This is a genomic window from Shimia sp. CNT1-13L.2 (assembly GCF_024331145.1).
Lineage (GTDB): Bacteria > Pseudomonadota > Alphaproteobacteria > Rhodobacterales > Rhodobacteraceae > Shimia.
The window spans coordinates 490,104-503,369 of sequence record NZ_JANDJO010000001.1; the positions used below are offsets into that span (position 1 = coordinate 490,104).

Genomic DNA, 13,266 nt, shown 5'->3' on the forward strand with positions numbered 1-13,266 from the left:
CTGAACCAAGGGACGATTGTGCCACCTTAGACACGGGAAAGGTTCTGGCAAGCACCAGAATCGCGCTGGTCGTGGTCCAGAGATCTAGTCGCGATAAGGGGGGCGTCGCATCGGCGCCATCGCATCAACGATGTCCAGCAGGCCATAGATGATCAGCGCCACGATGACATGCCCCATCCAAGGCCCCGCCAGCGCACCAAAGGGGATCAGGCCCGAAAGTCCGGCCACAAAGGCCACCGGCAGTTCCTTCCACGACCAGGGGCTTGGTTCGCCCGCTTCCTGCCGACTGCTGACCTGTTCACGCACCAGCCGCGCAAGCAGACGCGCCACCACCGCCACCAACCCCAACGTCGTCCAGAAAAACCCCGTCCCGAAAAGCCGATCCGCCAACAGCCCGAGCGCGCCATAGAACATCGCGTGCTGGTGCATGTCCGACAGGTAATCCAGATCGGCCCCGATCAACGAGGTCCGCCCCGTCAGCCGCGCCAGCGTCCCGTCCACACAATCCAGGATCTGGAACAGGGCGCCACTGATGAACAGCGCCCAAACCGCCACGGGCACAGGCAGGAACATCGCCTGTAACGGCATCGACAGCGCCAGCAGGAACCCCAGCGCCGTCACCGCCATCGGCGTCATGCCAAGCCGCGCACAGATCCAGACAAACGGCGGGCTTGTCATCCGGTACAAAAGCGCAATCGCCCAGGAGGTCCGGAATTCGTTGATCACATGTGGCCCGCGCAGATCGCGCAGAATGTCTTTGAAGCTCAGCCCGTCTTGCATCTTCTTCGCCCTGTTAGACCCCTTACCCACCTCATAACACAGCCAGACCAAAGGTCACGACGACAGCTCGGCGCAGGATCAAAACCTGCTTGCCGCCCCTGCCCGCGCACGCGATGTTAGGCAAACCTTCAAACGCCGGAGCACGCCTGCACATGCAACCCTCGTTGTTCGCCGATCTTCAGGACCTGCGTGACACGGCAGATGACGTGCCCCCGTTCCGCACCCAGCTGATCAAATGGATTGGCAACAAACAGCGCTACGCGGAACAGATCATCGCGCATTTCCCCAAGACCTACGGCACCTATTTCGAACCCTTCATCGGTTCGGGCGGGGTCATGGCCAATCTTGTGCCCGACCGTGCCCTTGGCTCGGATATCTTCGGCCCGCTGATCGAAATCTGGCAATGCCTGTCAGACGATCCGGACCGCCTCAAGCACTGGTACGCCGAACGCTATCACGAGTTTCACGCGGGCGACCCCAAGGATCGCTATGACATGATCCGCGCCCGCTATAACGCCGCGCCTAACGGCCCCGATCTCCTTTTCCTCTGTCGTGCCTGCTATGGCGGCGTTGTGCGATTCCGCAAGAAAGACGGCCTGATGTCCACCCCGCTGGGTGCGCATCCGGTGATCAAACCCGAGAAATTCAACAAGCGCGTCGACATGTGGGTGCCCCGAACCGCCGGGGCCCGTTTCGAACGGCTGGACTATCTCGAGGCGATGGCCCGCGCCGCCCCCGGTGATCTGGTTTACTGCGATCCTCCCTATGCGCATTCGCAAAGCATCCTCTACGGCGCACAGGCTTTTCGGCTGGAAGAATTGATGGAAGCCATAGCCGATGCGAAGGGGCGCGGTGTCCATGTGGCGCTGTCGATAGACGGAACGAAGAAGTCGGGGAATACCTATTGTGACATCGCCTATCCCGATGATCTGTTTGAGAACGAGCATTTTGTGAATATTGGTAGAAGCATGCTCCGGCGTTTTCAGATGGACGGTCAGACGATGGAAAAGGAGATCGTGAGAGACCGTCTTCTGCTCACGTACTAAAGCAGTCAAATCCCCCTGATTCGGCACAGACTTGCCATCTTTGTCGAATCATTTCGGCGGAAACTGTGGACAATAGTCCGGTTTCCGCCCCTTTTCTCAGGCAACGGAAACGATCAACTGTTGTCACGGCGACACGCCTTCCCTTGGGGAAGCACACCCCGATTGGTTCCCAACTGGAAACACTCAGCCACAATACCGTTTCCGAATTCTCGCCATTGACGAATCCCGGGCCCTATTGATCCCGCATTCTTAGAATTTGATCGGAATTTTCGGCGAATCTCACCCCAAATCCCGGAAACAATGTGCGCCGCAAGTCCCGCTCGCGGCACAATTGAATCTGGGCATTTTTAGGGCGAACCACCCGGAAATCTTCGTTTTCCAAGGATTTTTGTTTCTTCACCCGCCCGATTGCAGCATAAATAAGGCACGTCCGACTGGGGGACGTAATGTGGCTTGGGGCGGCCGCTAACTGCTGGTGTCCGTTTTGGGATGCGAGGGAATGTCTGCGTAATCTACGTGAAAACGTAGAGCTGCCGTTTACGAGCGAAACCCGTGCAACTGCTGCGCGGAGGGCGCTCTGTCCTCAACTTTCAATTCCCGTACGCTGGTACAATGGTGAGGCTTTTGGCGTGAATACCCACGTCGAGCGAGATTTTTGTGACGGGAAGGTAGCGTGCCCCGTTTGCTGCTGAGGAGTGCTGATAGATGACTGCCTATTCGACTTCGAATCTGATCTATCTGGGCAATTTTGCCACGACCGATTCTTATGAAGGTGACTACAAGTCCGAGTATGCCAACAACTTGGTTGGAGTTTCTCGTGATCATACGGAAATGCAAATCGTGACTGTTGGGATCTACGACAAGGATCACGACGGCGTCATGGAAGATGACGAATGCAATCCGTACCACGATTATATCACTTACGACACCGGCTCCGGCTCGACCAACCAGCAGACCGATAGTTCGATGGAACTTCAGGTCACGCTGACGCTGGCCGATGGCAGCACCACGTCCGTCAAAGTCGTTGCCATGCAAATGCAGAACGGCGACCTCTTCATTTCCGATCTCTATAATAATGGCACGCTGGACAACCTTGAGATCACCAATGTCGAGATCACCCAGGTAACCGGCAACAACTTCAGCGGCTGGTACACCAACCAAAGCGTCGACAACACGTCTATCGTGTCGCCTGTCACGCCCGATGGCATCGTCGAGGGCACAGCAAGCAATGACCTGATCGACGTGGCCTATACCGGAGACCCCGAAGGCGACATGGTCGATAACAACGACGCCATCTTGCCCGGCGCAGCACCCAATGACGACTTTATTCAGGGTTTTGCGGGCGACGACACCATCAAAGCCGGTGAAGGCGATGACAGCGTCGAAGGTGGCGCGGACAACGACCTGATCTTCGGTGAAGCCGGCAGCGATACGCTGAAAGGCGACGGCGGTCACGACACGATTTATGGCGGCAACGGTCCGGATGGCGGCAGTGGTGGCGTTTCAGAAAGTGACATCGACCCGGTAAGCCTCAACTTCACCGATGTTCGCAGCGGTTCGGAAACCAACTCCAGCAACAACGCATCGGCTGGTGATAGTGTTATCTATGATAACGTCGCGACTCTTCCGGACGGCACCGAAGTATCCGCACGGCTTGTTCTTGTAAGCACCTCGAACAACAGCCTGCAAATCGACATGGCGAACAATTCGGATTACGAAATCCTGCTGAACGCCAACAACGACAGCGGAATGCAGGGCGAGACCGCGACCTTTCGTATGGAGTTCTTCGATACCGCGACAGGTGATCCCGTTGAGCTCGAACCGGGCATCGTGTTTGCCGATCTCGACCAGAATGTAGGCCAGGAAGTTCTGACAATCACCGACGACAACTTGGTGAATGTCGGCACGCCTACAGTCAGCTCGCTTGACGTCACCTATGACGGTGATGACCTGAGCGTCGCTGGTACAGAGGACAACATCGATCCGAACGAAGGCGACTCGCAAATCGCCACTGTCTTCAGCACCACCAGTTCGATCGAGTTCACCCTGACCTCGCGTGGCGTAAACTCCGGCACCAACTTCGGAACTGTAGACGGCCAGGACTTTAACTACGTGAACCCGTTTGCTTCCGGCGACGACGAAGGTGACTCGATCCTTGGTGGCGAAGGCAACGACCTGATCTACGGTCAGGGCGGCAGCGACACCATCGACGGTGAAGCCGGCGACGACACTATTTATGGCGGTGGCCCGGAAACCACCTCGACCCACGAGATTTTCAAGTGGTCCGAAGGTCCGGGTTTTGCCAACAACGCGAACACCCCGAACTTCACCCAGGATACGGGCAACGCCAACATCACCTTCACCACCGTTTCGCAAAGCAGCGGTGTGGAAACCGAGTATGAAACCTCGACCCAGGATGTCAGTGAGCTCGATGCCGAAGTGGGCTCGAACTCTTCGCTGTCCTCGATCCTGAACGGCGATCCGAACTCGGCCAAGTACCAGTGGGAATCGGACACGCCGCTTGAAAACGTCGAGTTCCGCGTGAACGACATCGACGGGGACGGCCGCATTGTGGTCCGCGCCTGGGACGAAAACGGCGATCCGATCGAAGTCACCCTGTCCGACGCAGGTTCGGGCCTTGCCCTGTCAAACAGCGACAGCGTGCCGGGCAATGACACCGCAACCAGCATCGACAACAACTACACGTCGGACAGCAACCCCGAGCACTCGGTTCTGGTCAATATCGAAGGCCCGGTCAGCCGCTGGGAAATCCTTCACGAACAGGATGGCTCGTACAACTCGGGTATCAATGTCACCGACATTACCTTCGACGTTCCCTCGACCATCGTCGACGACGATAACGCGGGCGACTCGCTGATCGGCGGCGACGGGGATGACCACATCTTCGGTCAGGGCGGCGACGACACCATCACCGGTGGCGACGGTCAGGACAACATCGACGGCGGCACCGGCAACGACAGCATCGACGCGTCTTCTGACGACGCGGTTGATCTGCCTGACCTCGGCTTCCCGGCCTACGGTCCGTTCCCCGCAGTCCCGGCCGACCCGGATCCGGAAAACGACCGCGACTTCGTTGACGCTGGCTCGGGCAACGACACCGTTGTCACCGGCGACGATGCCGACACTATTCTCGGCGGTTCGGGCGATGACTCGATCGACGCGGGTGTCGACACCGACTCCATCGAAGGCGGCAGCGGCGAAGACACCATCATCGGTGGCGAAGGCAACGACACCATCGACGGCGGCGACGATGACGACGTCATCTATGGCGGCCTTGACCCGTCCTTCCCGGATTATCTCAACATCCCGGATGACGGACATGGCGGTGTCATTCCCGATCCCGAAACCGACAACGGCCGCGACCTGATCGACGGCGGTGCCGGCAACGACACCATCTTCGGCCAGGACGACGACGACACCATCTCGGGTGGCACCGGTAACGACGTGATCGACGGCGGTGTGGACGAAGACTCCATCACCGGCGGCGAAGGCAACGACGCTCTGACTGGTGGCCACGGTGACGACACCATCCACGGCAACGAAGGCGACGATACCATCCACGGTGGCATTGGCGCGGACTCGCTGACTGGTGGCGAAGGCGACGACAGCTTCACCCTCGGTGGCGGCGACGGCGCTGGCGACTATGCCGCTGGTGGCGACGATCAGGACACCTTCACCAACATCGGCGCTGGCGACACCATCGACGGTAACGAAGGCGGCGTTGACTACGATACGCTCGATCTGACCGGTGCAGGCGAAGCCAACAACCCGGGAGGCTCCTACTCGGTTGAATACAGCGCGCTGAACCCCGAAGACGGTATCGTCAAGTTCTTCGACGCAGGCGGCACCCTGACCGGCACAGCAGAGTTCTACAACATCGAGAACGTGATCTGCTTTACCCCTGGCACCGCTATCCTCACCCCCTCGGGCGAGATTGCCGTAGAAGAGCTGAAGGTCGGCGACCGCGTGGTGACCCGCGACAACGGTCTGCAAACCATCCGCTGGATTGGCCGCAAGCCGCTTACCGGCCGTGATCTGCTGTCGCGTCCGAAGCTGCGCCCGATCATGATCCGCAAGGGCTCGCTCGGTCCGAACCTGCCCGACCGCGATATGATGGTCTCGCCGAACCACCGTATGCTGCTCGTCAGCCAGCAGGCACAACTGCTCTTTGAAGAGAGCGAAGTGCTCGTGGCTGCCAAGCACCTGGTCCACATGGACGGGGTTCACCAGGTCGACACCACCGGCGTGGAGTACATCCACTTCCTGTGTGACCACCACGAGGTTGTTCTTGCCAACGGCGCATGGAGCGAAAGCTTCCAACCCGGCGAGTTCTCGATGGGTGGCATCGGCCAGGAACAGCGCGCGGAAATCTACGAACTGTTCCCGGAACTGCAAGATCGCGAGACGCTCGAGAACTTCTCCGCGGCTCGCCTGACCCTGAAGCGGCACGAAGCCAAACTTCTGGGCTAGGGGCCTCCACTGGGGCAAATGTTTCGCTAGCGGAAGGCGGTCCTTAGGGGCCGCCTTTTGCGTATGGGGCGGGTTGACAGCCGCCAGTCAATTTACTTAACATGTGAATTGTTATTCAGGAGGAGAGTGACCGATGCCCGTACCCGCCCCCAATCTTTATCCGCCATTCAACATCGTGCGCCTGTCACATGTCGAATACCGCGTCACCGATCTGGCCAGGTCGCGTGCCTTCTATGTCGACACTCTCGGCCTTCAGGTGACCTATGAGGACGACAGCCATATCTACCTGCGCGCCATGGAAGAACGCGGGCATCACTGCATCATCCTCGTCAAGGCGAACACAGCCGATGTCGGCGTTCTGGGTTTCAAACTCTATGACGAGCCTGATCTCGACAAGGCCGCCGCATTCTTTGCCAACAAGGGCCTGCCCGTGGAGTGGGTGGAACGCCCCCACATGGGCCGCACCCTGCGCACCCGCGACCCCTGGGGAATTCCGCTGGAATTCTACGTCAAGATGGATCGCCTTGCCCCGATCCATCAGAAATACAGGCACTACAACGGCGTAAAACCCCTGCGCATCGACCATTTCAACATGTTCTCGGCAGACGTTGATGCCTCGGTTGCCTTCTACAACGAGATCGGCTTCCGCACGACCGAATACACGGAAGATGCCGAAAGCGGCCGTGTCTGGGCGGCATGGATGCACCGCAAGGGCGGCGTGCATGACGTCGCCTTTACCAACGGCACCGGTCCGCGCCTGCACCACACGGCCTTCTGGGTACCGACCCCGCTCAACATCATCGACCTCCTCGACCTGATGTCGACCACAGGCTGGGTGGACAACATCGAACGCGGTCCAGGGCGGCACGGCATCTCGAACGCCTTCTTCCTCTACGTGCTGGACCCGGACGGCCACCGGATCGAGATTTACTGCTCCGACTACCAGACCGTTGATCCGGATCTCGAACCGATCAAATGGGATCTGAAAGACCCGCAACGCCAGACCCTCTGGGGCGCCGCCGCACCACGCTCGTGGTTCGAACACGGCTCCACCTTCGAAGGCGCGGAAACAACCGAAAGCGCCCTCAAGGCCCAGCCGATCATCGCCCCCTGACCCTCTGGACAATCCGCCAAACACACAGTCAGATGTGGCCAAACCCGTGCCCTCAAGGAGCCAGCCATGCCCGCGCCCAAGAACCTTTTCAAAGACGCCATCGCCGCCAAACAGCCGCAAATCGGCCTCTGGGTCACCGCCGCCGACGCGGGGATCACCGAACTGATCGGCACCACCGGCTTTGACTGGCTGGTGGTCGATAGTGAACACGCCCCCAACGACATCCGCAGCCTGCGCGACTCCCTGATGGCGCTGAACGGGTCCGACAGCCACCCGGTCGTGCGTATCCCCTTTGGCGAGGCATGGATGGTGAAACAGGTTCTCGATGCCGGCGCACAGACGGTTCTGGTGCCGATGGTCGATACCGCCGAACAGGCCCGCGAAATGGCCGCCGCCATGTACTATCCGCCCAAGGGCATCCGGGGCATGGGCGCGTCGGGCGCGCGGGTCTCGCGGTTTGCCGCCATCGCCGACTATGTCGCCACCGCAAATGACGAGGTCTGCCTGATCGTGCAGGCCGAAAGCCGCGCCGCGCTGGACAACCTCGATGACATCCTCGCCGTGGACGGTGTACACGGCGTCTTTATCGGCCCGGCCGACCTCTCGGCCGACATGGGCTATCCCGGCAACGCCAACGCCCCCGAAGTGCAGAAGGCCATCGCCGCCGCCATCCAGAAGATCGCCGCCAGCGACAAGGCCGCCGGCATCCTGACCCAGGACCTTGCTTCGGCGAAAACCTATCTCGACCTTGGCGCGACCTTCGTCGCCGTCGGCATAGACACGGTTTTCCTTGCCAAGGGCCTTCGCAAATTGTCGAGCGACGCCAAAGACTTGCTCTGAGGCTGGACAAAGGCGCGGCCGAACGTCGATAAAGGCCACATGGCAGGCCAGACAGACACCATCATCAACGCCATCCTTGGCGACATCGAATCCGGCACCCTCAATCCCGGCGACGGGATTGACGAAACCGCGCTGGCCAATCGTCTGGGCGTGTCCCGCACGCCCATGCGTGAAGCCATGATCCAGCTTGAAACCGCAGGCCTGATTGCCCGCCTGCCCCGCAAGGGGGCGGTGGTCTTCAAACCGACCCTGGAAGAATTCCTCGCCATCCTGGAAGTGCACGCCAAGCTGGAAGGGCAAGCCGCCGGCCTCGCCGCCCGCCGCCTGTCACGCGACCATGCAGAACAGCTCGAAGACATCGTGCGTTCCTGCGAAAAACACGCCGCCGAAAAGGGCGATGCCGATCCGGACGCCTATTACCAGCTGAACATGCGGTTCCACGAAATCGTTGCCGTCGCAGCGGGCAATCCCTTCCTGCTCGAGATGATCAAGACCAACGCCCGCAAGCTGATGGCCTACTACCGCGCCCGCTATCAATACGTCGGTGCCATCGCCGATTCCGCCCGCGAACACCGCGAAATCGCCACCCTGATCACCGCCCGAGACGCCGAGGCCGCCGAATACCGCATGGCCCGCCACGTCCAGTTCGATCAGGTCACCGCGATGGATCTGCTCGCGGTGCTCAGCTAAGAGAATTTTCTCGAAAATTCTCGCCCCCGAAAATCCTTCTAGAAGGATTTGCCATCCCGCGCCCATTCGAAAAACTGCACGATCTGCCGCCCGAAGACATCCCGGTCTGCGGTGTTCTTAAGCGACTCGCGCGCCGCCGCCGTGACCTCTTCCCCGACATAGTCCGCCGTGAACTCCACCAGGTCGGCGATGAACCCGTCTGTCATCTCGGGGTGATACTGCGTGGTAAATATGTGCCGCCCCTTGAGGTAGCCCCCCACGCGACACCCTGGCCCCGAGGCCACGACCTCCGCGCCTTCGGGCAGCTCGGTCACCTGCTCGATATGGCTGGCATAAAGCCCCACCTGCGCGGGCCGCTCCCCGAACGGCAGCGCACCCACCGAATCGGTCAGGGCAAATCCATGCACCCAACCCTCAGGATTGCGCCCCACGGCCCCGCCCAGCGCCAGCGCGATCGCCTGATGGCCGAAACATGCCCCGAAAACGGGCAGTTGTGCCGCGTCCATCTCTCGGATCAGATCGAATAGCTGCGACACCCAGGCCGCGTCATCATGCACCGAAGCCGGGCTGCCGGTGATCATCGCCCCGTCAAAGGCCTGAATATCCTCGGGAAATTCCCCATCCTTGACCGCGAACACCTCGCAGTCCCACGCCGGGCGCTGCTCTTTCACGAGGGTGGCGAATTTTTCACCATCCTTGGGTCGCGCCTGTGCAAAATCGCTTTCGTCGGTATTGGTCATGAGGATCGCAAGTCGCATTTCCGGGCTCTCCGAATTTTTCATTTTGCATATTTATGATCTCCATATATATACATAACAAAGCAAGTAAACAAGCCAGCAAGGGAGGCAGCTTGTATGACTGTCTGGACACCCACCGATAACGGCCACGCCGATCTGACCAGCCACGACACGTTTGCCAGTGGTGCACCGCACAATACCTTCAAGCGCCTGCGCGACGAAGATCCGGTCAGCTGGACCGACTACGCCGACGGTCAGGGTTTCTGGTCGATCACCCGCCACCAGGACATCACCGAGATGAACCGCAATTTCGCGGTCTTCTCTTCGGCCCGTGGCATCCGCATGGAAGACCAGTCGTATGAGGAATACCTCGCGCGGCGCACCTTTCAGGAGATCGACCCGCCCGAACACATGCTGACCCGCATCAAGGTGGCCAAGGCCTTCTCGAAACCGGTTGTGGCAGGTTTCGAACAGGACCTGCGTGACCTCTCGAACCAGATTCTCGACGTCGCGCTTTCGGAAACCGAATTCGACGCCACCAAGGCCATCGCCCGCCAACTGCCCATGCTCATGCTCGGCCGCATCCTTGGCACGCCGGAGAAAGACCTGCCGTGGCTGGTCGAAAAGGGTGATGCCCTCATCGCCAACACCGACCCGGATTTCACCGACCACGTCCTCGACAAGATGACGACGGATGAATTCCGCATGATGCCCTTCAACTCGCCCGCCGGTGCCGAGTTGTTCCAATACGCAAAAGAGCTGATGGCGCATAAGAATGAGACCGGCGACACCAACGGCATCCTGCACCTGATCCTGCAACCCGACAAGGATGGCAACGTGATCTCGGAGGAAGAGTTCCGCAACTTCTTTTGCCTGCTGGTCGCCGCCGGCAACGACACCACGCGCTACTCGATCGCCGCCGGTATCCAGGCCCTCGCCCACCAACCTGAACTGCTCGCGCAGATGCAGCAGGGCGGCGATGATCTCTGGGAACTGGCACCCGACGAAATCATCCGCTGGGCCACACCCGCCCTCTACTTCCGCCGCACGCTCACGCAGGATTTCGAGGCACACGGCAAGCAGATGAAAGAAGGCGACAAGGTGCTGTTCTGGTGGTCTTCGGCCAACCGTGATGATGCCGTCTTCGACGATCCTTTCCGCGTCAACCTTTTGCGCAGCCCGAACAAGCACATGTCCTTTGGCCAGTCCGGCCCGCATGTCTGCCTTGGCATGTGGCTGGCCCGCCTCGAGGTCCGGGTTCTGTTTCAGGAACTATGCAAACGCCTCAAAACAATAGAACCTAACGGAGAGCACAAATTCCTGCGCTCCAACTTTGTCGGCGGGATCAAGGAACTCCCCGTCCGCATCCAACTGCAATAAGGGAGGCCAAGGATGAAAGACCGTCTGCGCGCCGTTTTCTGTGACCACCTGTCCATCATGCGGGGCAAGTACCTGCCGCATTCCAAGCTGGCCGACTCCGAGACCCGTTTCTGCCGCTCCACCTTTGGCGTCCACTACGACAAGGATCTGCTCGACGCGCCGGGGGCGATGATGATGCAGGGCCTCCCCGACATGGAACTGCGCTGGAAACACGATGACATCCGCGACAGCTGGGACCCGCATACCAAGATCGTGCTGGGCGACCTCTATGACCACGAAGGTGCGCCGCTGCCGCTGTGTCCGCGCGGCACCCTGAAACGCGCTGTGGCCGCCTGGGAAGAAAAGGGGCTCACCCCCAAGGTTGGCATCGAACTCGAGGCCTACGCCCTGCAAGCCGACGAAGATGGCAACCTGCGCCCCTACGACACGCCCGGCGGCGTGGTCTATGGCACCGGCCCCCTGTCCGATCCGATGCGCTTCAACGATGCGATCTGGGAAAAGGCCGATCAGCTGGGCTTCCGCCTCGACATGATCACCTCGGAATTCGACGCGCCCCAGTTCGAATACACCCTCACCTTCGACAACGCGGTTCAGGCTGTGGACGATATCGTCCTGTTCCGCCTTATGGCGCGCGAGATCGCGCTGGAACACGGCATCATCCTGTCGTTCATGCCCAAACCCATCGCCGAAGCGGGCGGCTCGGGGATGCACATCAACTTCTCCTTCTCCGATGTGTCGGGCGGCAATGCTCTGTCGTCGGGGCCGCGCAACCTGCCGGAAACCCTGAACGATCTGTCGCGCGGATGCCTCGCGGGTCTGCTGCATCACCACAAGGGCCTCGCCGGTCTCATCGCGCCCACTGCAAACAGCTACCAGCGCCTGCAACCGGGCTCGCTCTCGGGGTTCTGGAAAAACTGGGGCGGCGACCACCGCAACGTGACCACCCGCATCAGCTCGGAAGGCGGCCCGAAATCGCGTCTCGAACACCGCATGGCCGATGCCACATCGAACCCCTACACGGCCACTGCTGCAGTCCTGACCGCCGCCCGTCTGGGTGTGGAAAACGGCTATGACCTCCAGCCGATCGAAACCGGGGACGGGTTCGAAAAGAATGACGCCAAGGAAAGCTGCGCGATGGACCTCAAGGGCGCCACAGCAGACCTCAAGGCCGACACGGTTCTGGCCGACGCATTGGGCCGGACGCTGGTCGATAACCACGTCTACATGAAAGAGAAAGAGGTCAAGAAAACCCGCGATCTCGAGGGCGACGCCCTGCGCGACTTCTACGTTTACTTCGTCTGATCCCAACACTTCGGCAGGCAGGATTTTCTCGAAAATCCTGCCCCTCGCAAAACCTTTCCCAAGGTTTTGCCCGCCCCCCTCATCCCCAAGGAGCCACCCAATGAAAGCCACCTGGAAACTCGCCGACGGCACTGAAATCTCCGCAGAGATCGCCAATGGCACCAACATGATGCAGGCCGCGGTCGACAAAAACATTCCCGGCGTGATCGGAGAATGCGGCGGCTGCCTCTCCTGCGCCACCTGCCACGTCTATGTCGACGGGGCCTGGCTCGACAAAACCGGCAGTGCCGACGATTTCGAAGACGCCATGCTCGACGTGGCCGAGGCCGAGCGCACCGACGCCTCGCGCCTGTCCTGTCAGATCGAGGCGAGCGACGCGCTCGACGGCCTCGTCCTCATCGTTCCCCAGCCCTGACACCAAGGGGCCCTGCCCCCTCACACAGGAAACGCGCCCATGAACTCTCCCCTCACCCGCTATGCCTTTCTTGCCGGAGTGGCCTATTTCTGCTGCATGTCACTGGCCCATTTCTTCGGCATGAAACAGCCGCTGTTGTTCGTCTACTACGACACGCCCTTTCACGCCTATCAGGACAAGATCATCTCCTTTGCCGTGACCGCCTATATCGCGCTGTTCTGGCTGGCGTCCAAAAGCCGCGAGGCCGTGCCCGCCGCCCTGATCGTCATGGCCCTGACCGTCCTTGGTCTTGCCTCGGTCAACATGTCCGATGCCCTGGCCAGCGTTCTGACCGAGGGGCAAAGCACCCTGCCCTACTGGATTCAGACTATCCTGATCGGCGCCTATCTCATCGTTCTGACCGACCTCTGGCGGCGCGACGTGCGCTAGGGCCTTGTATCGCGCCCCCGCCCTCCCGACATTGGAACCGCA

Annotated in this window: 11 protein-coding genes; 9 read left to right on the forward strand and 2 right to left on the reverse strand. The window is 60.3% G+C overall.

All coding sequences use genetic code 11. The features are described 5' to 3' along the window. Positions 1-84 precede the first annotated feature (84 nt). Positions 85-780 (reverse strand): CDP-alcohol phosphatidyltransferase family protein, encoded by a 696-nt coding sequence (locus tag NNA36_RS02465; RefSeq protein WP_255103894.1) that lies wholly within the window; start codon positions 778-780, stop codon positions 85-87. Between the two features lie 152 nt (positions 781-932). On the opposite strand from NNA36_RS02465, the gene NNA36_RS02470 reads away from it, so the two are divergent. From NNA36_RS02470 to NNA36_RS02490, 5 genes are all read left to right on the forward strand, one after another. Then, complete coding sequence (locus NNA36_RS02470; protein WP_255103896.1) at positions 933-1,826, forward strand: Dam family site-specific DNA-(adenine-N6)-methyltransferase; 894 nt, start codon at positions 933-935, stop codon at positions 1,824-1,826. A 705-nt stretch (positions 1,827-2,531) separates the two neighbouring features. Beyond that, positions 2,532-6,317 carry a Hint domain-containing protein gene (locus NNA36_RS02475; RefSeq protein WP_255103898.1) on the forward strand — a complete coding sequence of 1,262 codons (3,786 nt, stop codon included), beginning with the start codon at positions 2,532-2,534 and terminating at the stop codon, positions 6,315-6,317. Positions 6,318-6,450: 133 nt separating this feature from the next. Next, positions 6,451-7,431, forward strand: coding sequence for a 3,4-dihydroxyphenylacetate 2,3-dioxygenase (gene hpaD, locus NNA36_RS02480; protein WP_255103899.1), 981 nt, complete (start codon positions 6,451-6,453; stop codon positions 7,429-7,431). Between the two features lie 66 nt (positions 7,432-7,497). Continuing rightward, positions 7,498-8,271, forward strand: coding sequence for an HpcH/HpaI aldolase/citrate lyase family protein (locus NNA36_RS02485; protein WP_255103901.1), 774 nt, complete (start codon positions 7,498-7,500; stop codon positions 8,269-8,271). 39 nt (positions 8,272-8,310) lie between these two features. Continuing rightward, the gene (locus tag NNA36_RS02490) at positions 8,311-8,961 is read left to right on the forward strand and encodes a GntR family transcriptional regulator (RefSeq protein WP_255103902.1); all 651 of its coding nucleotides are present in this window, start codon (positions 8,311-8,313) and stop codon (positions 8,959-8,961) included. Positions 8,962-8,999: 38 nt separating this feature from the next. Here NNA36_RS02490 and NNA36_RS02495 read toward each other — a convergent pair whose 3' ends face one another. Further along, the gene (locus NNA36_RS02495) at positions 9,000-9,719 is read right to left on the reverse strand and encodes a type 1 glutamine amidotransferase (RefSeq protein ID WP_255103904.1); all 720 of its coding nucleotides are present in this window, start codon (positions 9,717-9,719) and stop codon (positions 9,000-9,002) included. Positions 9,720-9,815: 96 nt separating this feature from the next. Here NNA36_RS02495 and NNA36_RS02500 point away from each other — a divergent pair, with 96 nt between their 5' ends. From NNA36_RS02500 to NNA36_RS02515, 4 genes are all read left to right on the forward strand, one after another. Beyond that, the gene (locus tag NNA36_RS02500) at positions 9,816-11,078 is read left to right on the forward strand and encodes a cytochrome P450 (protein ID WP_255103906.1); all 1,263 of its coding nucleotides are present in this window, start codon (positions 9,816-9,818) and stop codon (positions 11,076-11,078) included. A 12-nt stretch (positions 11,079-11,090) separates the two neighbouring features. Beyond that, positions 11,091-12,380 (forward strand): glutamine synthetase family protein, encoded by a 1,290-nt coding sequence (locus NNA36_RS02505; protein WP_255103907.1) that lies wholly within the window; start codon positions 11,091-11,093, stop codon positions 12,378-12,380. Between the two features lie 100 nt (positions 12,381-12,480). After that, positions 12,481-12,795: a 2Fe-2S iron-sulfur cluster-binding protein gene (locus NNA36_RS02510; RefSeq protein ID WP_255103909.1), complete on the forward strand. Its 315-nt coding sequence runs from the start codon at positions 12,481-12,483 to the stop codon at positions 12,793-12,795. Between the two features lie 39 nt (positions 12,796-12,834). After that, complete coding sequence (locus NNA36_RS02515) at positions 12,835-13,224, forward strand: hypothetical protein (RefSeq protein WP_255103911.1); 390 nt, start codon at positions 12,835-12,837, stop codon at positions 13,222-13,224. Positions 13,225-13,266: the final 42 nt, after the last annotated feature.

Coding starts and splice junctions, on each gene's coding strand:
- NNA36_RS02465 (WP_255103894.1), bottom strand. CDS start 780: ATGCAAGACGGGCTGAGCTTCAAAGACATTCTGCGCGATCTGCGCGGG.
- NNA36_RS02470 (WP_255103896.1), top strand. CDS start 933: ATGCAACCCTCGTTGTTCGCCGATCTTCAGGACCTGCGTGACACGGCA.
- NNA36_RS02475 (WP_255103898.1), top strand. CDS start 2,532: ATGACTGCCTATTCGACTTCGAATCTGATCTATCTGGGCAATTTTGCC.
- hpaD (WP_255103899.1), top strand. CDS start 6,451: ATGCCCGTACCCGCCCCCAATCTTTATCCGCCATTCAACATCGTGCGC.
- NNA36_RS02485 (WP_255103901.1), top strand. CDS start 7,498: ATGCCCGCGCCCAAGAACCTTTTCAAAGACGCCATCGCCGCCAAACAG.
- NNA36_RS02490 (WP_255103902.1), top strand. CDS start 8,311: ATGGCAGGCCAGACAGACACCATCATCAACGCCATCCTTGGCGACATC.
- NNA36_RS02495 (WP_255103904.1), bottom strand. CDS start 9,719: ATGCGACTTGCGATCCTCATGACCAATACCGACGAAAGCGATTTTGCA.
- NNA36_RS02500 (WP_255103906.1), top strand. CDS start 9,816: ATGACTGTCTGGACACCCACCGATAACGGCCACGCCGATCTGACCAGC.
- NNA36_RS02505 (WP_255103907.1), top strand. CDS start 11,091: ATGAAAGACCGTCTGCGCGCCGTTTTCTGTGACCACCTGTCCATCATG.
- NNA36_RS02510 (WP_255103909.1), top strand. CDS start 12,481: ATGAAAGCCACCTGGAAACTCGCCGACGGCACTGAAATCTCCGCAGAG.
- NNA36_RS02515 (WP_255103911.1), top strand. CDS start 12,835: ATGAACTCTCCCCTCACCCGCTATGCCTTTCTTGCCGGAGTGGCCTAT.